Source organism: Paenibacillus sp. VCA1 (assembly GCF_031583795.1).
GTDB lineage: Bacteria > Bacillota > Bacilli > Paenibacillales > Paenibacillaceae > Paenibacillus_AQ > Paenibacillus_AQ albilobatus.
Genome location: NZ_JAVLSX010000005.1, coordinates 24962 through 45549, shown reverse-complemented (window position 1 = coordinate 45549; position 20588 = coordinate 24962). Strand labels below are relative to the sequence as shown.

Below are 20588 nucleotides of genomic sequence, written 5' to 3'. Positions count from 1 at the left end.
TCTCCCATGCAACCGTTGCTGGAAATCCAAGATCTCCGCGTCTCCTTCCATGTCCGCGGCGGAGAGGTTCAAGCCGTGCGCGGCATCGAATTTCATGTCCAGCCCGGCGAAGCCGTTGCCATCGTCGGCGAATCCGGCTGCGGCAAAAGCGTGACGGCCCAAGCGATCATGCGTCTTCTGCCGCAGCCTCCGGCCCGAATCCATCAAGGAACGATCCGGTTTCAGGGAAAGGACCTGCTGCGCTTGAAAGAGCGGGAAATGCAATCCATTCGCGGCAAGGATATCGGGATGATCTTCCAGGATCCGATGACATCGCTGAATCCGACGATGACGATCGGCCGCCAGATTACCGAGGTGCTGAACAAACATCAACACATGTCGGCAAGCGAAGCCAAGCGGCGGGCGATCGAAATGTTGGAGATGGTCGGAATCCCCCATCCGGCCTCGCGGTTCTCGCAATATCCGCATGAATTCTCCGGCGGCATGCGGCAGCGGGCCATGATCGCCATGGCTTTGGCCTGCCGTCCGGCGCTGCTCATCGCGGACGAACCGACGACGGCGCTCGACGTGACGATCCAGGCCCAGATTCTGCGCGTGCTAAAATCATTGCAGCGCGAATTCGGGACATCGATCATTTTGATTACGCATGATCTTGGCATCGTCGCGGACCTGTGCGACCGCGTCCTTGTCATGTATGCCGGCCAAATCGTCGAGACCGGCACCAAGCGGGAAATATTCAAACACCCGCAGCATCCGTATACCCGAGGTTTGCTGCGCTCCCTGCCGCGCATTGATCGGAGCAAGGATGAGCCGCTCGTGCCGATATACGGCACGCCGCCCGATCTGGCCAAACCGCCGGCAGGCTGCCCGTTCTGGGCCCGCTGCAGCGATTCGATGCACATCTGCCAGCAGCTGCAGCCGGAATCGACCGCCGTCAGCGGAACGCACAGCGCCAGCTGCTGGCTGCTGCATCCGATGGCACGGGAGGTGGCTAAATGAACGGAGAGCCATTGCTTCGGATTAACCGGCTCAGCAAGCATTTTCACCTTGGACGGGGCCAGACGCTGAAGGCGGTCCATGACGTCAGCTTTACCGTCCGCCAAGGAGAGACGCTCGGAATGGTGGGCGAATCCGGCTGCGGCAAATCGACGGCCGGACGGACGATCCTTCGCTTGTATGAGCCGACGGACGGGGAAGCCTGGTACGGGGGGACGAATATTTATCGGCTTAAGCCCCGACAGTTAAAGGCGTTCCGCCGCGAGATGCAGATGATTTTCCAGGACCCTTACGCCTCGCTGAATCCGCGCATGACCATCATGGACATCATCGGGGAGGCGCTGGACATTCACCGTCTCGCCGACAGCCGTTCGGCCCGCAGGCATCGGGTCGGGGAGCTGCTTCACATGGTCGGGCTCAACCCGGATCATGCGACCCGCTACCCGCACGAGTTTTCGGGCGGCCAGCGCCAGCGCATCGGAATCGCCCGCGCCCTGGCGGTCGATCCGAAATTCATCATTTGCGACGAACCGATCTCGGCGCTGGACGTATCGATCCAGGCCCAGGTCGTAAATCTGCTGAAAGATCTGCAGAAACGTCTTGGTCTGACCTACCTGTTCATCGCGCATGACCTGTCGATGGTCAAACATATCAGCGATCGGGTTGCCGTCATGTACTTGGGTCAAATCGTGGAGCTGGCCGACAGCGGGACGTTGTATGCGGAGCCGCTTCACCCGTATACGCGCGCGCTTATGTCCGCCATCCCCGTCCCCGATCCCGACATCGAGGCCGGCAAGGAGCGCATCGTGCTGAGCGGCGAGCTGCCCAGCCCGCTGAACCCGCCGAGCGGCTGCCCCTTCCGAACGCGATGCCCACATGCCGCCGCGGTTTGCGCCGAACGCAAACCCGAGCTTCGGGAAGCGAAGCCGGGACATGACGTCGCCTGCCATCTGGCATAAGCCATTCGGGGTGGCGCAGGTGTTCAACCCAAATATATGACGGTTGTTGCGGCAAGAGGCCGAAGGCTTTTGCGTTCGGCCTCTTGCCATCAAGATGCAGGCCCGCTCGATGTCGGATGCATCGTTCTTCTACCGGCTCACCTCTAACGTTTGTGCAACATCTTGACAAAGAAATGCAAACATGTTTCAATATGAATGAATTTAAAAAATATTCATTCACTAGAGGTTGGTTAACCCATGGATAAAAAAACGATCATCTTTAATTGTGGTTCTGAATTATTCCGCTCCAAAGGATTCAAAGACACGAATATTTCAGATATTGCAAAAATGGCGGGAATAGCCGTTGGCACTTTTTATAACTACTATCCCTCGAAAGAGAAATTGTTCTTTGAAATCTACAGGAAAGAAAACGAAACTTTAAAAAAGCGCATTGTCGAATCCCTTGACATGAATCAGGATCCCGTCGCGCTCGTGAGGTCATTGGTGGAGCAAAACATCCATGCCATGAATTCGAATAAAATACTGAAAGAATGGTATAACCGGGAGCTCTTCCGGGAACTGGAACACTATTATGAAGAGGTCGGAGGAGAAGATGATTCCATCCGCAGCTTGTATACCGGGTTATTTAAAAAATGGAGGGCCGAAGGAAAAATTAGAACCGATATTGACGATGAACTTTTGCCTACGTTTTTTGAATCATTGGCTTATATCGATTCACACAAGGAGGAAATCGGGATTCAGCATTTTCCGCAAGTGGTACAGTATTTGGCGGAGTTTATCATGAAAGGTTTGACGGATTTTCAAAAATAGGATGCGTACGGGCATTCTTTTTTTTGCCTGAATATGAATGAATTTAAAAATATTCATTCATATTTGCGGAACGCCCATGCCAATGCAAGTAATTTCGTTCTCGGTGCAAGGAAACGCCAGGCAATATGCGGGGGATATAAAAGGAGGTGATTCAATTGAAATCTTATAGGCCTTCATTCGTCCATCAATCCGGACAGGAAATAAATCAAAGATGCTCTTAAAGCGCAATGATATCAATCATTAAATGGAGGTTGAACATGAAAAGAACAGGGGAAATCGTATTAAGTATGATTGGAGCCGTATCAAGTCTCGTCATGATTGTAGTCGGCATCGTGTTCTTGTACCGCAAAGATGATGCAAATTATTTGAACGATCTGCATGCCAATTGGAGCGATAGCCAAGCAGCTGCTGCGCTTGATCAGATGAACCAAGCGGGTACATTGTGGGTTCTGCCCGGTATGATCGGCGTCGTGTTAGGTGTTATGGCCATGATTTTGCTGAAAGGTAAAGGCAGCCAGAAGATCGCAGGATGGCTGCTAATTATTGTTTCGGTAGCGGCTTGTATGATTTCGGTGTTCGGATTCATTCCTGCCATGTTCTTTGTTATAGCCGGAATCATGGCATTGGTAAGAAAACCAAACGTTAGAAACAGACAAGGAATGAGGTAAGCCGACCATAAAGGGTTCTACATACGATGCATGACGAAAATGTGGAACCCTCCCCTTCTCCCGGAACCACCGGCTTCAATTTTTCGAAAAAAGATACGTCACAAAAAAACCGTTGTCATCTTCCGTTTCCGTATAGGTTAACAGTGTCATTGATTTCTGCAGTCCATCAAAATCAGTTGGTTGAATCAAATCCTCTTGTCGTACGGAATCCTCCTCTTTATGCTTATGTCCGAAACCACAGACAAATAAAATACCGCCTGCCGATAAATGCTCGTCAATGGCCGCCAGCTGGGCTTTGTTCAGCCGAAAATGATTAATGACGATATTATCAAAAACGCCGATATCTTTTAACGAATCGGGATCGCCTAAATCGATCTGCTGCGTATGCACCGAGTAATGGTTGGCATGAGCAAACTTTTCCAAACGATTTAGCGCCTCCCGGCTAAAATCCACTCCGGTGACGTTAAAATGATGCTCGAGAAGAAATAAAGTGTTCCTCCCATCTCCGCAAGCAAGATCAAGGACGGATCCTTTTTTAAAGTATGGCAGATGGTCTACCAAACTTTTTTCAGGATGCAGCCGGCGATCTCCTCTCTTTGCAAATTTGTCATCCCAATACTTTTGGTTTCCCATATACTCCATCGGGCACCCTCCTTTGGATCGCAGGATGATATAGCCTACATGCCATTGTTATGATGATTGATTCATATTCGACCACGTTTTCAATTTCTTGTCAAGCTTAAGCGAAGAAACATTGGCATATGCGGCTTATGCGCACCATTGTTTATTTGTGGTTCAATGGACCGTCTGATTTGTGATGGGATGTTTATGGTTTTGTGACCCTTAACCAACGTCGTTCGAGATATTCCTTTGCTATGATTCTACTTGCGGACACGGACGGCAACATCGCAAAAATGACCCGTCCAAAATAAACAAGGAGGATTGGTGTATGTTAAAGGTTCAAATCGTGCTTTTTGATGGCTTTGACCTCATGGACGCTATTGGGCCTTACGAGGTTTTTAGCGCCGCATCAATGGCTGCCGACAACGCGTTAAGCGTAGAATTCGTTACCGCCGAAGGGCCGAGATCCGTGACCAGCGGCGTCAACGGGTTAAAGGTGGAAGCAAGCGGCAGACTGATTCCGGAACAAGAGGGTATCATTGTCGTGCCTGGCGCGGCGGGCCCCGTCGATGGCGATAGCCCCGATTCGGTCCCTGCTCTTCTGGGCCGGGCGATGAACACGGATTTGACCGGTTTGATGGAACAGGCGCTCGGGCAAAAAGACGTCATCGTCGCCACGGTATGCGGCGGTTCCCTATTGCTGGCCATGGGGGGGCTGCTCGAAGGCAGACCGGCGGTAACGAACCATCTGGGCATGGATATGCTCGGAGCAACCGGGGCGGTTCCTATCCCCGCACGCGTTGTGGACGACGGCAACCTGGTTAGCGGGGGCGGCGTAACTTCGGGACTTGATGTGGCGCTGTATCTGGTGGAACGCGAGCTTGGACCGCGGGTCGCAATCGAAGTGGAACGGTTGTTTGAATTCGAACGGAGGGGGACGGTGTGGAGAGCGGCGGGAATGGAACCCGGCAATCTTATAAAGACCGGCGACGATCCGAACACCACGGCGGATAAGTCCCCTATAACTTCTGAAACGCCGGGAAACGAACACATACCGGCATCGACCTTCGACGGGGATTGGGATGCGACCATCGCGACACCGGTTGGAAAACTGCAGGTCCAGCTCTCCATATCCACAGCCCATGGGATCATACAAGGCAAGGCAACCCAAGGGAATGAGACGGTCGAATTTTTGAACCCCGTCCTGCAGGACAACAAGCTCGCCTGGTCGCTCAAGATTACGAAACCTATGCGCTTAAATTTGAAATTCGAGGTTGCCGCCGATGGAGATCACATGACCGGAATCGCCAAGGCCGGCATGCTCCCGTCTTCCAAATTAACAGGCACGCGGATTTCATAATCCGAATGATTGTCGGCTTTTATTATGCGAAGAACAAAAAACGCTTCAGGCCGGCGGGTGCATTTCCGGTTTTGAAATGAGCGGAAGCGAAAGGATTGGAATAAGGATGAAAAAAATTTGGGGATTGATCATGTCATTGGCTTTAGTTCTAACGCTTGTTGCCCCTGTGGCAAACGCGGATGCGGCAGAAAACAAAAATGCGTCCAAAAACAAAAAAGTCCATGTGCAAATCGTATTGTTCGATGGTTTCGATTTGTTGGATGTACTGGCGCCATATGAGACATTTGCTGCCGCAGGAATGTATTCGGGAGGGGCTCTTACCGTGGAATTGGTATCCTTGGAAGGCAAACGTTCCGTCCCGAGCGGCATGAACGGACCTGCTCTCGAGGCGAAGGCCGCGTTGGACCCAAATCGTCCGGGAATTATTTTGGTGCCGGGAGCATCGGGCAAGCCGGCGGGGAATTCGAAGGATTCCATTCCGAATATATTGTGGCAAGCCAAACAAACCGGCTTAACGAAGAAGATAAAACAAGCTTTTGACAATAAAGACGTCACCGTGGCAACCGTATGCGGAGGTTCATTGCTGCTTGCCATGGACGGATTGCTGAAAGACAAACATGCCGTCACCAATCAACTAGGCATGGATGCGTTAGCTGCGGCCGGCGCCATTCCGGTAAACGCCAGAGTCGTCGAAGACAATCCGCGACTCGTGAGCGGTGGAGGCGTGACTTCGGGACTTGATGTGGCCTTGTATTTGGTTGATCGTGAGTTAGGGCCGCAAATCGCGAACGAAGTGGAAACGTTATTCCAATACGAGAAAAGAGGTACGGTGTGGAAAGCGGAAGGCATGACGCCGATCGACTTTAAGGCGAATCAGGGCGCTTCGAAAGCATCTGCGGAAAAACAACCGGCTTCCAATATCGCGAAATAATGCCTGAAAGCAGGCACAGCGGCAGCGGCTCCTTCTCCCTTGATTAAGCGACGGGTGCTCATAACCCCTCGATTTCCTGAACCCCCGGTCGAACCGGGGGTTTTCCTATACAAAAAAACATCGCCCTCCTTAGAAGGCGATGTTTTTGCAAAGCATTGAACCCTATTCAAATGGACATTTCATATTTATTCGTATGCCCCGATATTCACGGCTGCACCCTGCACTCTGGCATTGCCGTCAAGATCATATTCCCCAATGATCGCGGTGTCCGTCGAGCCCGCATCAATCGCCGGCGACGTCGACTGAAGGTGATAATCGTTCAGCGAAACGTTAACGAACTTCGGATCGGCAAAAATGGAGTGCGCATCATTGCCTGTTCCCGTTTTGTATGCGGAGAAACCGGTATACTCTTTGTTTTTCCATGTCCATGATGCGTTGGCGTTTCCGCCGGGCGCAAAGTACAGGTTGTAATCGACGATGTTCCCCGTATTTTTGGTGTATTCATTATAAATGAGGACATCGGAGGAGTCGGCCACCATGATGTTGTTTTTGATAACGTTATTTTGTGTATCGTACTGTACGTATAGTTGGCCGTTTCCGCCGCCCAAGGAATCGTTTTTATAAAGCGTATTGTTGACGATTTTGCAATTGACCGTTGAGCCGCGTTTCGTGTCATATCCGCCCATGGCAATGCCGGTCAAGCTATTTTTATAAATCAAATTGCTGCGAACGGTAATGTTGCTGGTCGACTTGCCGGCATGTTCGGATGCGATTTCGATGCCGATGTCGTTGTTGTAGCTGTAGTTTTGTTCAATGATGCTGTCTTTGCCGCCATCGACGTATATGCCGCCTGCTTCCGTGCTGCCTTTCTCGTAGGACGGATTTTTGCTGGATGTGATATTGTAAACCTTATTCCCTTTTATAAGTCCGTTTCGTGCCTGATCGTAAGCAGCGTTCGGAGACTTTCCTTCAAAGCCGATCACATCGATCCCGATGTTGTCGTTGTCGTGAATGACGTTATTCGTGATGTTGAATGTATCGACATTGCCGTTTACGACAAGCGATTCGCTGGAGCCCAGCACCAGATTGTAAAGCTCGTTGCCGTCGATCGTAATGTTGTTGATGGAATCCGGCGCTTTTGTGCCATATACGGCGATCCCATGCGCGTCCCTGCCTGACAAACCGGTTCCCTTCGGGGTAGCGGTATTTTTGATGTCATGGACCTTATTGTTCGATAAGGTAATGTTGCTGCCCGCACCATGCACATAGATGCCGACTGGCATAACGCCGTTTTGGGTCGTTGTATAATTTCGGATTTCAAAGCCGTTTATTGTGATGTATTTGGCATCGGTCAGATCGACGATTCCTTCCGTTCCGCTGACCGAGAGCCCGGTGCCATCGATAACAGGTACTTCAGAGGCATAATTCGAAAACGTGATCGCTCCTTGCGCCGCAGACCCGGAACGGGTGATTTTCAGCTTCTGGTTATAAACTCCTCCGCGGACGTAAACCTTACTGCCGGGCGTGGCAACGTCGGCTGCGTGCTGCAGCGTTTTCCAAGGAGAGGCGAGCGTCCCGGCGTTCGAATCGCTACCGCTTGGAGATACATAATATTCGGCCCCTTCCGCCAACGCCTTCGTCGGGGCGGCATCCCCAAAGGATGCCCCTAAGAGGGCAACACTCAAACCAATAACCATACCGAATTTCAACATCTTTTTTGTCATCTCCTTCAATATAAGTTTTTAGAACTATACAAGTTGAACAAAATAACTTTAAGGTTGAAGACAGCCGGGAAAAATTTAGAATATTGAACCCTTTTGCCTGTTCCTTATCACTTTCTTTTGTACAACTTACATAGTTTGATTGAATGCAGGCAGCCAAAACAGCGTTTGGCTGCCCGCTTTGTTGCGTGCTATCCCTCTTGCAAGCGGGCAACGCCCTCTACCGTCGGCAAGCTGCCGGTGCCGCCAACGCCAAGCGTCGACAACGCGCCGCATGCATTGGCGTAGCGGAGCAGCGGTTTAGCCGTTTTTCCATGCAAATACCCATAGATGATGCCGGCATTAAAACAATCCCCCGCTCCCGTCGTATCGACAGGCGTGACGCGGTAAGGCTCAGCCAAAATAACCGTGCCGTCCGGTTCACGCAGCGAAGCCCCTTTGGACCCTTGTTTGACGGCAATGCGGCCTGCGGTCGGAGGGATTTTGGCAAACGCTTGGCCGAGGGACGCCGACTCGAAAATATGCAGGATCTCCTCCTCGCTCGGAATAAACAAATCGGTATGGGCCAATAACGCGCATATTCCTTCCCGGTCCCATACATTCCTTACGTCCCATCCCGTGTCGAACGAAGTGCTGACGCCGCGGCTCTGTGCACGCTTGAAAACTTGCGGCCAATGCGGCCTCATTCCGTCCTGCAAATAATAGGAGCCGAAGTGAAGATGGTCTGCTTCCATCAGCAGCATTTCCGGGACATGCTCCGGTCCGACGAGCGGAATGCTTCCCGGATAAGTCAGCAAACCGCGGTCGGACGGCGTGGAGAAGGACATCGTCACGCCTGTCTGCACGCCGGGCAAGGAGATGATATGTTCCGTATCCACTCCCATACGTTTCAATTCGGATATGCAGAACGTCCCGAAATCGTCGTCGCCAACGACGCTGACGAACCTGACGTCCGCCCCGAGGCTGGCAAGAGCGCAGGCGGTGATGGCCGAGGAAGAACCGAGGACGACCCGAAAGCCGTCGACGATTTTCTCCCGGTTCCATTCCGGTATAACGTCGCTGCCCGTAACGATGACATCCACGTTCAATTCACCGACGATGACGACAGTAGGGGCGGTCCCCCCATTTCCCGCTCCGCTCATCGCAAATCCGGGATGAAATCCCGCTCCGCTTCGTAGAGTTCCTCGAACATGTCGCTGATTTCTTTAAGGGAACATACGGCGGCGGACAATGGATCCACCATAAGCGCATGCCGCGCCATGTCCTTGTCGTTTTCGAGCACGGCGCCGACGGCCAGTTCGAAAAATGCCATATTGGAGCGGCAGAGCGCGGCCAAATGCTCCGGCAGCTCGCCGAACCGGCAAGGGTTTACGCCGTTCCGGTCGATCATGCATGCCACCTCAACGACCCCGTTTTGCGGCAAATTATGGATCAGCCCCTCATTCGGCACGTTGCCGTAAATCACTTTCGGTTCGTTCTTCAGCATCGCTTCGATAATAATCGCGGCATATTCATTGCTGGACTCCAGGCTGATCGGAAGTTTTCCTTCAAGCTTCTGCAAGATCTCCTCGTCGTTTTCTTTGCGCCAGATCGGCCAGTTATTGGCATAGAAGCCGGTCGCTCCATTATAGCCGGAACTGCAATGCTGGTCGATCAAATCCTGCCGTTTGCGGTAATACGGAATATATTCGGAGAAATGTCCGCTCGATTCCGAGACGAATGCTCCCAAGTATTTCATCGCGTCAAAACGCACGGGATCTTTTTTCAGCAGATCGGGGTCCTTGATTTTTTCGCGAAGCACCGGATATAAATCTTTGCCTTGATGCGTCAACTCCACGAACCAGGACATATGGTTGATGCCCCCGGCTCTCCACTGCAGCTCCTCGTAAGGAACGCCGGCATATTTGGCAAGCTGGCTGGATGTGTTTTGGATCGAGTGGCACAAGCCGACGACCGGGATTTCGGTAATCCTGGACGTGAGCAGCGTAACGGCCGACATCGGATTCGTATAGTTCAAAATGATGCTGTCCGGGCACAAATCCTCGATATCCCGCACGATGTCCATCCAGCTCGGAAGCGTTCGCAGCGTTTTGAACAAACCGCCGGGGCCCAGCGTATCGCCGATACATTGATTCACGCCGTATTTAAGCGGAATCTCGTATTCGTACCGAACGGTTTGCAGTCCGCCGACTTCGATCTGGTTGATGACAAATTGGGATCCGGAGAGCACCTCTCTGCGGTCGACGGAGGCGATGACGTTCCATCGTTTCCCGGTCATTTCGATGATTTTGAGGACGAGCTTCCGGGCGATTTCCAGCCGGTCGGCATCGATGTCGACAAGCGCGATCGTACCGCCCTCCACCCCTTCAATGTTCAAAATATCCACGGCAATTTCTTGTGTAAAGGCGCTGCCTGCGCCGATAATCGTTATTTTTGTCATAAGTTCTCTCTCCATTTTTTATTTCATGCCGGTCATCGTCAAACCTTTGACGAACTGCTTTTGGAAAATCAGGAACACGACGATGACGGGAATCGTAATTAAGACGGCCGCCGACATCACGACATTGTAATTGACGACATGGGTGCCGTTAAAATAGACCAGCGCGAGCGGAACCGTCATTTTTTCGGTATCGTTCAGCACGATCAGCGGCCACAGATAGTTGTTCCACGCATTCATAAACGTGAAGATGCCAAGCGCGGACAACATCGGAAAAATAAGCGGCGCGATGATGCGGACCATTAACTTCAGTTCGCCCGCCCCATCCATTCTCGCAGCCTCGAGCAAGTCGTTCGGAATCTCCTCGATAAACTGCTTCGCCAGAAACACGCCGTAAGAGCTGACGAGATTCGGCAAAACGATCGCGGCCAGATTGTTGACGAGCCCAAGCTTGGCCGTAATCAAATACGTCGGAATCATGATGACTTGGAACGGAATCATCATCGTAGCCAGGATCAGGAGAAACCAAATCCGTTTGCCGCGAAACTGATGTTTGGCGAATACATATCCCGCAAGCGCGCTGGTGAACAGCGTGGCGGCCGTGATGATGACCGAAGTGAAGGCGCTGTTCAAGAGCCAGACGCCGAAGGGAGCGTCCGCAAACACCGTACGATAGCCGTCCAGGCTGGGATGCTTCGGCCAAAAGCCGCCTGAGCCCGAAATGATGTCCATGTTGCCTTTGAACGACGAAAGCACCATCCACAGATATGGGACCAGCATGATACATGCCGCTATCACAAGCACGGCCGTGACGACGGTATCGACCCACACATTTTTACGACGCATATGTTTTCAGCCTCCTGTCAATATTCCCACTGCGTGCGGCCCAATTTCAACTGCAGCACAGTGACGATCAATATAATCACGAGGAACAAGGTGGCCAAAGCAGACGCATAGCCCATATTCGAATTGGAAAAGGCTTGGTCGTAAATTTGCAGCGCAAGCACCCTCGTTTCATTAAAGGGCTCGCCCTTGGTCATGATCTGGAACTGCGGAAACGCCTGAAAATACGAAATGACGGTGGTAATGGTGACGAACAGCGTCGATCTGCTCAACAACGGCAGCGTCACGTGGCGGAACAGATGCCAAGGATTCGCCCCGTCGAGAATGGCGGCTTCATAGTACATTTCCGGGATCGAATCAAGACCCGCCATGAAAAGGACGATATTGTATCCGATATCCGCCCAAAGCGTCATCATAATGACCGACAGCAGCGCATAATGCGGATCGCTCAGCCATTGCACCGGGGCGATGTGAAGCTCTCCGAGGATCATGTTGAACAAGCCGTTTTGATAGCTGAACATCGTGCTCCAGACGATCGCCGTCCCGGCAAGCGGAGCAATGGTCGGAAGAAAAAATACGGTGCGGAATAAATCCTTGAGCCAGCGTACCCGCACCCGCTGAATGGCCATCGCAATCAAAAGCGTAATGACAAGATTGGAAATGACGGTAATAAAGACGAATTTGAACGTGACCCACAGCGATTTCAGGACCACCCCGTCCGTAAGCATGCGCAAATAATTCGCCGCGCCGACATAGCGGGCATGATCGCTCATCGGGTTGTATTGAAATAAGGACAAAATGAGACTCCACCCAATGGGAAGGAAAGCAAATACGCCGAACAACAGCAGCACAGGCGTTAAGAAAGCGAATACAAACCGCCGTTCGTTGCGGTAACGGACAGGCTTTTTCGGCAATCCCGCCCGCTTGTCATCGCTTATTACGGTCGCTTCATTCATTATCCAGACACTCCGATCATTTATGGTTGTCCTGACTATCGTTTATCGCTCTCTCCATCGTTTTGAGGCCGTCTTCCACGCTCTCTTTCCCCGTCACGATCAACTGGAAATGGTCGTTTACCTGCTTGAAGAAATAGTCGCGATCCGCGATCGGACCAATCCATTGACCGTACTGAAGGATGGCGAGCGAAGTTTTCATATACGGGTTTTCCTTGACGAATTCCGGGTCGACAGCCACTTCCTTCTTGGCCGGAACCGTGAAGGTGCCGAGATTCCATGCTTTAAGACGATCCTTCTGCGCCATGAATTGAATGAAATCAAGCGCTTCCGCTTTCACCTTGCTTTTCTGGGCGACAACCGTCCCCCAGCCGGATTCCGCCGCAAAAAACGGTTTTTCCGAGGTAAACGACGGTACGGGCACATAGTCGAAATCCTTCACCTGGTAGTTGTCGAGCCCCGCCGCAATCGTCCACGGTCCGCGGTAAGTCATGGCGGAATTGCCTTGAAAAAAATAATCCGAGGTATCCAGCTGGCCGCCAAAGGTCGTTAAATCCGCCACTTTGTCGTCGGCGACGAGCGCCTTAAGCGCCGTCATCGCCTTGATGGCTTCCGGGGTTTGAAAATCGACATGATCGTTTTCGCCCCAAAAATGGCCTTTTTGCTGCAAAATGAGCGAAAGAAACGTAAAGGTGATGTTATCGGTGGATACGAAATCGAAGCCTTTCACTTTCATGCCTTTGCCGCCCTTCACAGTCAGCTTCTTCGCGGCGTCAACGAGCTCGTCCCATGTGGAGGGCAGGCTTTCGATCCCCTTCTCCTTCAACATCTGCGGGTGAATGAGCATGCCGCCGTTTTCGATGTTGTACTCCATCGGCAAGCCGTACAGTTTGCCGTCCAGCATGTAGGCTCCGACCGGAGCCGGATAATACTCCTTGCTGAGCGCTTCCCCGTTCGGAAGCTCGGCAAGCGCCCCGTTCCGCGAATATTCCGGCACCCATGTGCCGAACATTTCGGCGATGTCGGGCGGGGTCCTCGCCGAGAAGGAGGCTTTTAATTTCTGGTTGTAAATTTCATAAGGAAAAGTTTGAAATTTGATTTCGACGTTGGGGTGCTCGTTTTGGTAGGCTTCGATCTGCTTATTATAAGCTTCGACAAAAGCGTCTTCCTGATGGGCCCAGAATACCAGCTTTACTTTGCCGTCGTCGGTGTTTGAATCCGGATTGCCTCCCAATGAACACCCTGAGATTGCAAACGTTATGCAAAAAGATAGAAAAATTGCCGCAACCCTTGCAAAACGCATGACCCCTCCTCCTTTCGTCCCCTATTTCAACTCCAATCCCAATCCTTTCCTGTCCACATGAAAAAATATAGCGCATTCATTGGAACACGTCAATTGTTAAATTTCAATTTTTGCCGCAAATTTTCTCTTATTTTTCTTTTATTTTGCGCAAAACGCAGTTGACCTTGCTTCTCTTTTTACTTAACATAGGATGTGGGGTTTTGCCGCAAAAATCAGGAAATAAACATGACTGACATCGTGAAAAAGGCAGGTTATCCAATATGCCCACATTAAAAGATATAGCCGAACGCGTCGGTGTTTCCATCTCCACCGTATCCCGCGTATTGGCCAATGAGTCCAACCGCTCGGTCAACAGCCAAACGAAGCAAAAAATTTGGGATGCCGCCCGGGATCTTGGTTATCCCGTCAAGCCGGCGGCGCAGGAACCGTCTCCGGCCGTCAAAGGGATCGGCTGCATCGTATCGACGATGCAGGATCGCCGCTACCATCCATACTTTTCGGTTATTTTCGACGGCATTGAAAAGGAATTGACGAGAAGCGGCTATAAGCTTGCGTTCACCCATACGCAGGAAGATTTGAAGCGGCCGGAAATTTTGCGGGAAATTACGGAGGATCCGCAAATCGAAGGAATCATTCTGATTGAAGGCATTGACAAAAAGCTGTATGACTACGTAAAAAAGCATGTCAAGCAAATCGTCGGGATCGACGTATCCGATCCGAGCATCCCGACGATTTCGTACGACCGGGTCGAGGCCGCCCGTCTGGCCGTTGCACATCTGATCGACCAAGGCCATCGCGATATCGTTTTTATCGGCGGGACCGGCCTCTCCGGCGATTATGAACGGGAGAAGCGGTACCGGGGGTACAAGATCGCGCTGGAGCAAGCGGGCCTTACCGTTCATCCGCAGTATGTGCTTAACGCCGAGTGGGAGCCGGACAACGCCTACCGGCTGATGCTGAAATTTTTGGATCAGCCTCCGGGACGGCTTCCGACCGCCGTTTTTGCGGCCAGCGACATTATGGCCATGGCGGCGATGCGAGCCATTTCGGAAAAAGGCTTCCGAATCCCGCAGGACTTCGCGATTATAGGCTTTGACGACAACGAGCCGTCCCGTTACACGGTGCCGCCGCTGTCGACCATCCACATCCCGACTTTCGAGATCGGGGTTGTTGCGGCAAAAACGATGCTGCAGTGCATCCATTCCCCCTATCCGCTGCCCGTCAAAATTTTGCTGCCGTTTGAGCCGATGTTCAGGCAGTCCAGCGACTGGCGCGTACCGGGGCAGCCTGGGCAGCCGTAAGCATTAACAAAGTCCTTTTCATCTCTTGGAAGGAAGCTTAATGTGTAGAAGCCATAATAGCTACAAAGACAGAAAGACCACCATTCAAACGATGAAATGATGGTCTTTCTCTTCATGTTAAAATAAGCAGCCGCGCACCGATAGCCCCGCCGACGTTCCACATGGGTCCAGCTTTGGGAATGGCTCAATAAGACGATGTTTTATCAAATCGGATCTTTTGCAAACCCTGCCGTCACTACCCTACCGCTGGTGCTAACATTGTCGATTTTCCATACTCCCTTCGTATACACAAGGGCGATCGTCCGGTCCTCGATATACTGATCTTCGCCCGTTAAGCCGTTTGCCAAAACGACAGACTGGGAAAGGAAAGCTTTCGTCGGACTGATATATTCCGGAAAAGTGATAGGTGTTGTATAAGTGTTTGCTGTGCCCAATCCCTTTTTTTGAATCATGGATTGGATCAGTTTCTCCGTGAAGTAAGGTTTAAAGCGTGTTCTCGCGTTTTTGGTCGACGATAGCGTCGCTGCTTCGTTTAATTTATCAGACAATGCCTTCAAACGCGCTTCCGGGATTTTTTGCTGTTCGGGGATGTTCAAGGCCGGTTGTTCCATATGAATAAAAAGCTGCTTTCCGTTCAGTGTCACTGTCGCTTGTTTCGAGTCATTGTTCCAGGCAACATTCGCCCCAAGCGACTGGCCGGCAAATGCTAACGGTACATAAGTTGTCCCTTTTATAATTTGCATAGCCGTACCTAGCTCGATATATTTTCGAGGCGGAGCGGCTGGATCATCGGCGGGTGGCGGGGTTTCAACAATGGCAATGTCGAAATTGGCACCCAGCCGAATGATCGTATTGCCATTCACAATTTTGAGCTCCTTGGCTTGCTGAAACCACTCCACTTTGGCCCCCAGGTTTTCAGAGACCACGCGTAGCGGAACGAGCACGCGGCCGTTATGAATCTGACCGTTAAAAATGGTCACATCCTTTATTGCATTTTTCGCGGCAAAGCTCGTCACGGATGTCATAGGCATTGCCAATAACGCCGAGGCAAGTAAGCATGCAATCCACTTTTTAAGCATCATGAACCTCCCTACTTCATGTCATCAAAACTATAACACTATATTTTCTATTTGGTTACATTAATGGGCAAAAGAATAACAATGCAAAGAAGCGTGGTCGCGTCATAACGATTTTACGCTTTTTTTCAGATCACAAAGAAGAGAACAACCAAGAAAAGGGGGCCGGAGAAAGCCAAAATCGCAGACAATAAATTATTTTTTGTCAGTTGTACGAAGTAAAAAACGAAAGATCCTGCGATAAATATATAATAAAGGGGAGGAAAGCTTAATGATGAAAGGAATCCCAAGAGTATATACAGTATTGAACCAACCCAATGATTAGATCCTATTTTTGTTTTTGTTAGAACAATGAATAAGATCATTCCAAGCAAACAAAAAATGTAGTTATACAATGTGACAAATAAAAGTTGGGTTTTGATATAATCACGATTGAACATAACCGTAAATAAAAAGAGCAGGATTCCAATAAACAATGAACTGCCGGCACCTTTAAGGTATCGCAATAACAAAATCCATCTCCCCCCTCATAAAGCATCTCTACAGACTGATCGGAAACAGATCATTTTTTTATTGTTGCTCACCCGAGATAGGAGTGAAGGTTTTAGTGAAGATAACACGATCCACCTTCGTTATCGTCTGTAATTTTAGAAATTTTGATCCCATAAGGATGGTGACGGTTTTTGATTAAGCTTCCTGTTCTAGTTCTTATCACCATGATTTTATTAGCAGGTTGCACGAATAAAGACAATGGAAATTTCCAATCCCAACCAACCGAAGCCGCAAATCAACCAACAAAAACGCCAACTCAAAGCCCGAATCCACCCCCTTCATCCACGGATTCAAACTCTATCGTGTATTCGAATAAACAATACGGTTTTCAGTTTTCTCTACCCGAAAGCTGGAAAGGTTATTCCATTGTAGATCGTCATTGGGAAGGCAACGTAATGGACAAAAACATAAGGGAAAAGTCTATGGAAACGGGGCCAATCCTTTCGATTCGAGATCCTCGATGGACCGCACAAACGCCGAGGCAGGATATACCCATTATGGTATTTACAATCCGTCAGTGGGACTCTCTTCTACGGGAAGAATTTTTTATTGGTGCAGCAGCTCTCAAACCGAGCGAATTGGGTCATAACGATAAATATGTTTTTGCAATTCCTGCACGTTACAATTTCGCCTACCCACCTGGATACGAGGATGTGGATAAGATTTTACAAAGCGGACCGCTTAGTGCTTTTAATTAACCGTTTTCTTCGGTTTATAGAACAGCCTTCGGGACTTTTCTTTATTCTGATTAAAAACCCTTATTAAAAATTTCTTTGAGCCAGTGCTTTAATAAGGTTGTCATTGATATAAAAAAACAGATCCGTAAATGAATTTACGGATCTGTTTTTAATCGATGCGGTCGAGAGGACTCGAACCTCCACGGGGGGTTAGCCCACACGGACCTGAACCGTGCGCGTCTGCCAATTCCGCCACGACCGCATATGTATTTATCGCTTGGCTGATTTCATCGTTTCCGACTCTTTCGCGGCGACAAGATAGATCATACCACGGATCAAAATTATAGTCAACATTTTTTTATATTTGTTTGGAAGAACGAAACGGAAGCAACTGCCAGCGCAAAAAGTATTGATAAAAACGCGGCAAACGGGATAGAATAGGAACATGAGTTCGCATAAAGGCGGTGATCCGATTGTCTGTTCCAGGCATAACGCGCGACGAGCTGTCGCTGATCAAAAGCTACCTTCTGCTGCAATTCATCCATAAAGTGTTTGAACGGGACCTTCGCATTATGGAAGAAAGCGGCGTATTCAAAACTCCGGAGCTGTACATGGAAGTTGTGGCCGGGGGAGATCGTCAGGCCATGATGCTGCTATCGGGCGTCAAAAGGGAATTCAAAAGCCGCCGAATCCGCGTCTATGAAATAAGCCAGGACGAGCGCGGCATCGGCGCCCAATACGTCTGCAGGGGGTATACGGGCGAAATGAACATCCTGTGGCCGGCCTTCCGCAGCGAAATGATGGCCCGAATGAAGGCTTATTTAGGGCTTCGCCCGGAGACCGACGCCAACGGCTTTTCGCCAGATCCCCTTCCCTCATCGCCCGTTTCCGCACTGTAAGGGGCTCCTTTGGAGCAGCTTCCCGAATTACCCAAAAAAAGCCGCTTCCACCGCGGGAATCGCACTGTCCGTTCAGACAGAACGTTCCCGATCGTTCAAGCGGCCATACATACATGTTATATCCATCCTGGCATGAATCATGAATCATGATTCGGGATGGATGCGTGGCTCGTCCACCGGCTGGTAAATATAGTTCCGGTCGAGCTTGACCACCTTCCGGTTGCGGCGGCGGATCAGCACGTGCTTGTCATCCCAAGCGACCACGATGCCTTTGACGTCATTGTCTTCGATCCCGTCGCGGACTACCCTGACCATTTCTCCGGAAAGGCGGTAGTGGTTAAGCTGTTCGTCGGTAATCATCGTTGCGCCTCCTTTCCTATTGCAATTTCACAAAACAACCCGACAAAGTGTAGTTTTGGCTACGAAAAAAGTCGGATCGCAGTTATAGGTCAATTTTCTGAGATGAAGAAAACGTCTCTCGACGTACTTTCACGGAAGACAGACCGCGCTTAGCGGAAATTTTCCTTAAGATATAAGGAAGCAATCGCTCTGAAACTTATAATTTAATCTTCAAAAAAAGACCTAAATGGATTCATTTAGGTCCTATCTTTTGCAGCGGCTTGCCGGCTGAATCCCCCATTGATGCGGTTAGGCTAGCGTTGCGCATGCTCTTTGCTGTCGTTTTTCTCAAACCAATAATCCAACACGGTTGAAGACATCACCCGTTTTTCAACATACTCCACCTGATGAGGGGCGAACAAATCCTTCCAGGAAAAGTCAAGCTCATCACACATACGTACGATGGTCAACAGTTCTGACCATGCGACGTAACGTTTATACCAGAAAAATTGAGGATGCTCCATCATGTAGGGATACAGATCATCGAACTCCGTATGCTTGCAATCCAACGCGCGTTCGAAATGATCCTTGGCCGCAGCCAGCTTATCGACAAAATACTGCTCGCTTACCGGTTCTTTCCCCATTTTCGCTGCCTCCCCTCTCGTGATCTTAAATATATTATAAGCGAAAAGAACGCCGCTTGAAAGGCATTGTTTATAAATGGACGATTAGTCCGTGAAAGTGATGGTTCCGTTATCGAGCGATTCGATTTTGACGAGAGACTCCAAACGGATCCCTTGTTCGCGAATGGTGCGCGCGCCGGCTTGGAAGCATTTTTCCACAACGACGCCAAGGCCGACCAATTCCGCTCCCGAACGCCCGATAATTTTGACGAGTCCTCTGGCGGCGTCGCCGTTGGCGATAATGTCGTCGATGAAAAGCACCTTGTCCTGCTCCCGGATATATTTGCGCGAGAGCATGATATCGGTGACGATCCCTTTCGTAAACGAAGGAACGCGCTCGCATAGTGCATCGGGATCAGCCAAAAGCGTCTTTTTGCGCCGCGCGAACACGAGAGGAACGCCCAGCTCCAGCGCCGTCGCAAAAGCTACGGAAATACCCGAGGATTCGACCGTAATGACGCGCGTGACTCCGGCATCCTTAAAGCGGGCGGCAAACTCCCGGCCCATTTCCATCGTCAGCCCGGGATCCACCTGATGGTTTAATATGCCGTCCAAATTGAGCACCTGCTCCGACATGACCGTGCTTTCTTCCAAAATTCTTTGCTTCAATTTTTCCATTCCAATAACCCCCAAGCCGAATAAGAAAAACGTATATCATCGTACTGTTAAAAAAGACCTGCCGCCTTCAACGGCATTTTTCCCGGTTACAACATTGCTTCTGATCTTGCCGAACATTGAAATTCCGTCCATTTTCTCGATAAACGGCCAATTTCAGCCGCTTACCGTTTCCGGCGCCAGATGAGGCCTGCCACCGCAAGCGTCAATGCGAGCAGCACGGTGACCAGAATCCCTATTCTAATCGACGAGCGCTCCATCATGACCGCAATTTCGTTCCAATGGTATCCCACCGAATGCCCGATCAGTAAAAACGTCGTGCAAAACAGCAGCGCGCCAAGGGACGCGTAAGCTGCATAACGCCCCAAAGGAAGCTTGGATATCCCCGCCATATAAGAAGACAAGTGCCGCAACCCGGGGATGAAGTAGCCGATGACGATGCTGAACGTGCCGTGCCGCTTAAACCAGGCTTCCGCGGACTTCAAGCGTTCCGGCGTCAGCCGGATCCATTTGCCGTACCGCTCCAACAGCGGCTTGCCCACCACTCTTCCGAGGGTATAACTGATCATCATCCCCGTCATGCTGCCCATAAAGGTGACGGCCAACGCGACGGTAAAATGAAAATGCCCACGCGCGACCATGCCCCCGAAGGTGGCGATCAGCGTTTCATCCGGTACGGGAATTCCCACAATCCCTAAAGCAAGCAAAACGAATAACGCGATATAGCCGTATTGTGTCAGGTAAACCATAATTTCCGTCAAAGCGTTATATATACCTCTCTTTACTCATGCTGTGCCGGCTGAACGACATTCCTTCGGGATCTAACCGTTTTTTGGGACACGCC

Annotated in this window: 21 protein-coding genes and 1 tRNA gene; 9 read left to right on the top strand and 13 right to left on the bottom strand. The window is 50.6% G+C overall.

Annotated elements, in window-relative coordinates; translation table 11 throughout:
- The first annotated feature begins 6 nt into the window (after positions 1-6).
- The 4 genes from RJP21_RS12060 to RJP21_RS12045 all read left to right on the top strand — a co-directional run bounded on the left by RJP21_RS12060 (position 7) and on the right by RJP21_RS12045 (position 3433).
- Entirely contained in the window at positions 7-999 is a 993-nt protein-coding gene (locus tag RJP21_RS12060) for an ABC transporter ATP-binding protein (RefSeq protein WP_160040102.1), read from the top strand.
- Positions 996-1955 carry an ABC transporter ATP-binding protein gene (locus RJP21_RS12055; RefSeq protein WP_310859504.1) on the top strand — a complete coding sequence of 320 codons (960 nt, stop codon included), beginning with the start codon at positions 996-998 and terminating at the stop codon, positions 1953-1955. The genes RJP21_RS12060 and RJP21_RS12055 overlap by 4 nt, the downstream gene beginning before the upstream one ends.
- Positions 1956-2192: 237 nt before the next feature.
- Positions 2193-2765, top strand: coding sequence for a TetR/AcrR family transcriptional regulator (locus RJP21_RS12050; RefSeq protein WP_310859503.1), 573 nt, complete (start codon positions 2193-2195; stop codon positions 2763-2765).
- A gap of 257 nt (positions 2766-3022) precedes the next feature.
- Positions 3023-3433 (top strand): DUF4064 domain-containing protein, encoded by a 411-nt coding sequence (locus tag RJP21_RS12045; protein WP_310859502.1) that lies wholly within the window; start codon positions 3023-3025, stop codon positions 3431-3433.
- A gap of 75 nt (positions 3434-3508) precedes the next feature.
- Here the strand turns inward: RJP21_RS12045 and RJP21_RS12040 are convergent, their stop codons facing one another.
- Entirely contained in the window at positions 3509-4075 is a 567-nt protein-coding gene (locus RJP21_RS12040) for a class I SAM-dependent methyltransferase (RefSeq protein WP_310859501.1), read from the bottom strand.
- Between the two features lie 307 nt (positions 4076-4382).
- Between RJP21_RS12040 and RJP21_RS12035 the strand changes: the two genes are divergently transcribed.
- Complete coding sequence (locus RJP21_RS12035) at positions 4383-5414, top strand: DJ-1/PfpI family protein (RefSeq protein WP_310859500.1); 1032 nt, start codon at positions 4383-4385, stop codon at positions 5412-5414.
- 106 nt (positions 5415-5520) lie between these two features.
- Positions 5521-6345 (top strand): DJ-1/PfpI family protein, encoded by an 825-nt coding sequence (locus RJP21_RS12030; RefSeq protein ID WP_310859499.1) that lies wholly within the window; start codon positions 5521-5523, stop codon positions 6343-6345.
- Between the two features lie 185 nt (positions 6346-6530).
- Here the strand turns inward: RJP21_RS12030 and RJP21_RS12025 are convergent, their stop codons facing one another.
- The 6 genes from RJP21_RS12025 to RJP21_RS12000 all read right to left on the bottom strand — a co-directional run bounded on the left by RJP21_RS12025 (position 6531) and on the right by RJP21_RS12000 (position 13533).
- Positions 6531-8057: a choice-of-anchor Q domain-containing protein gene (locus RJP21_RS12025; protein WP_310859498.1), complete on the bottom strand. Its 1527-nt coding sequence runs from the start codon at positions 8055-8057 to the stop codon at positions 6531-6533.
- Positions 8058-8257: 200 nt separating this feature from the next.
- The gene (locus RJP21_RS12020) at positions 8258-9208 is read right to left on the bottom strand and encodes a carbohydrate kinase family protein (RefSeq protein WP_310859497.1); all 951 of its coding nucleotides are present in this window, start codon (positions 9206-9208) and stop codon (positions 8258-8260) included.
- Complete coding sequence (melA, locus tag RJP21_RS12015) at positions 9205-10506, bottom strand: alpha-galactosidase (protein WP_310859496.1); 1302 nt, start codon at positions 10504-10506, stop codon at positions 9205-9207. Before melA ends, RJP21_RS12020 begins: the two co-directional genes overlap by 4 nt.
- Positions 10507-10524: 18 nt before the next feature.
- Positions 10525-11349, bottom strand: coding sequence for a carbohydrate ABC transporter permease (locus RJP21_RS12010; protein ID WP_160040120.1), 825 nt, complete (start codon positions 11347-11349; stop codon positions 10525-10527).
- A gap of 17 nt (positions 11350-11366) precedes the next feature.
- Positions 11367-12302, bottom strand: coding sequence for a carbohydrate ABC transporter permease (locus RJP21_RS12005; protein ID WP_310859495.1), 936 nt, complete (start codon positions 12300-12302; stop codon positions 11367-11369).
- 16 nt (positions 12303-12318) lie between these two features.
- Positions 12319-13533, bottom strand: coding sequence for an ABC transporter substrate-binding protein (locus RJP21_RS12000; protein ID WP_310859494.1), 1215 nt, complete (start codon positions 13531-13533; stop codon positions 12319-12321).
- Positions 13534-13862: 329 nt separating this feature from the next.
- Here RJP21_RS12000 and RJP21_RS11995 point away from each other — a divergent pair, with 329 nt between their 5' ends.
- Complete coding sequence (locus RJP21_RS11995; RefSeq protein ID WP_310859493.1) at positions 13863-14903, top strand: LacI family DNA-binding transcriptional regulator; 1041 nt, start codon at positions 13863-13865, stop codon at positions 14901-14903.
- 203 nt (positions 14904-15106) lie between these two features.
- On the opposite strand, the gene RJP21_RS11990 is transcribed toward RJP21_RS11995, so the two are convergent.
- Positions 15107-15982 (bottom strand): stalk domain-containing protein, encoded by an 876-nt coding sequence (locus tag RJP21_RS11990; protein ID WP_310859492.1) that lies wholly within the window; start codon positions 15980-15982, stop codon positions 15107-15109.
- 680 nt (positions 15983-16662) lie between these two features.
- Here RJP21_RS11990 and RJP21_RS11985 point away from each other — a divergent pair.
- The gene (locus RJP21_RS11985; protein WP_310859491.1) at positions 16663-17229 is read left to right on the top strand and encodes a hypothetical protein; all 567 of its coding nucleotides are present in this window, start codon (positions 16663-16665) and stop codon (positions 17227-17229) included.
- A 156-nt stretch (positions 17230-17385) separates the two neighbouring features.
- Here the strand turns inward: RJP21_RS11985 and RJP21_RS11980 are convergent.
- Positions 17386-17470 (bottom strand) — tRNA-Leu (locus tag RJP21_RS11980).
- 211 nt (positions 17471-17681) lie between these two features.
- Here RJP21_RS11980 and RJP21_RS11975 point away from each other — a divergent pair.
- On the top strand, positions 17682-18107 hold the full coding sequence (locus tag RJP21_RS11975; protein WP_160040132.1) for a YhjD family protein: 426 nt from the start codon (positions 17682-17684) through the stop codon (positions 18105-18107).
- A gap of 144 nt (positions 18108-18251) precedes the next feature.
- On the opposite strand, the gene RJP21_RS11970 is transcribed toward RJP21_RS11975, so the two are convergent.
- From RJP21_RS11970 to RJP21_RS11955, 4 genes are all read right to left on the bottom strand, one after another.
- Positions 18252-18467 carry a hypothetical protein gene (locus RJP21_RS11970; protein ID WP_310859490.1) on the bottom strand — a complete coding sequence of 72 codons (216 nt, stop codon included), beginning with the start codon at positions 18465-18467 and terminating at the stop codon, positions 18252-18254.
- 293 nt (positions 18468-18760) lie between these two features.
- Positions 18761-19090 carry a hypothetical protein gene (locus tag RJP21_RS11965; RefSeq protein ID WP_160040136.1) on the bottom strand — a complete coding sequence of 110 codons (330 nt, stop codon included), beginning with the start codon at positions 19088-19090 and terminating at the stop codon, positions 18761-18763.
- 84 nt (positions 19091-19174) lie between these two features.
- Entirely contained in the window at positions 19175-19747 is a 573-nt protein-coding gene (locus RJP21_RS11960) for a xanthine phosphoribosyltransferase (RefSeq protein WP_160040138.1), read from the bottom strand.
- A gap of 161 nt (positions 19748-19908) precedes the next feature.
- Positions 19909-20505 (bottom strand): DedA family protein, encoded by a 597-nt coding sequence (locus RJP21_RS11955; RefSeq protein WP_160040139.1) that lies wholly within the window; start codon positions 20503-20505, stop codon positions 19909-19911.
- Positions 20506-20588 lie beyond the last annotated feature (83 nt).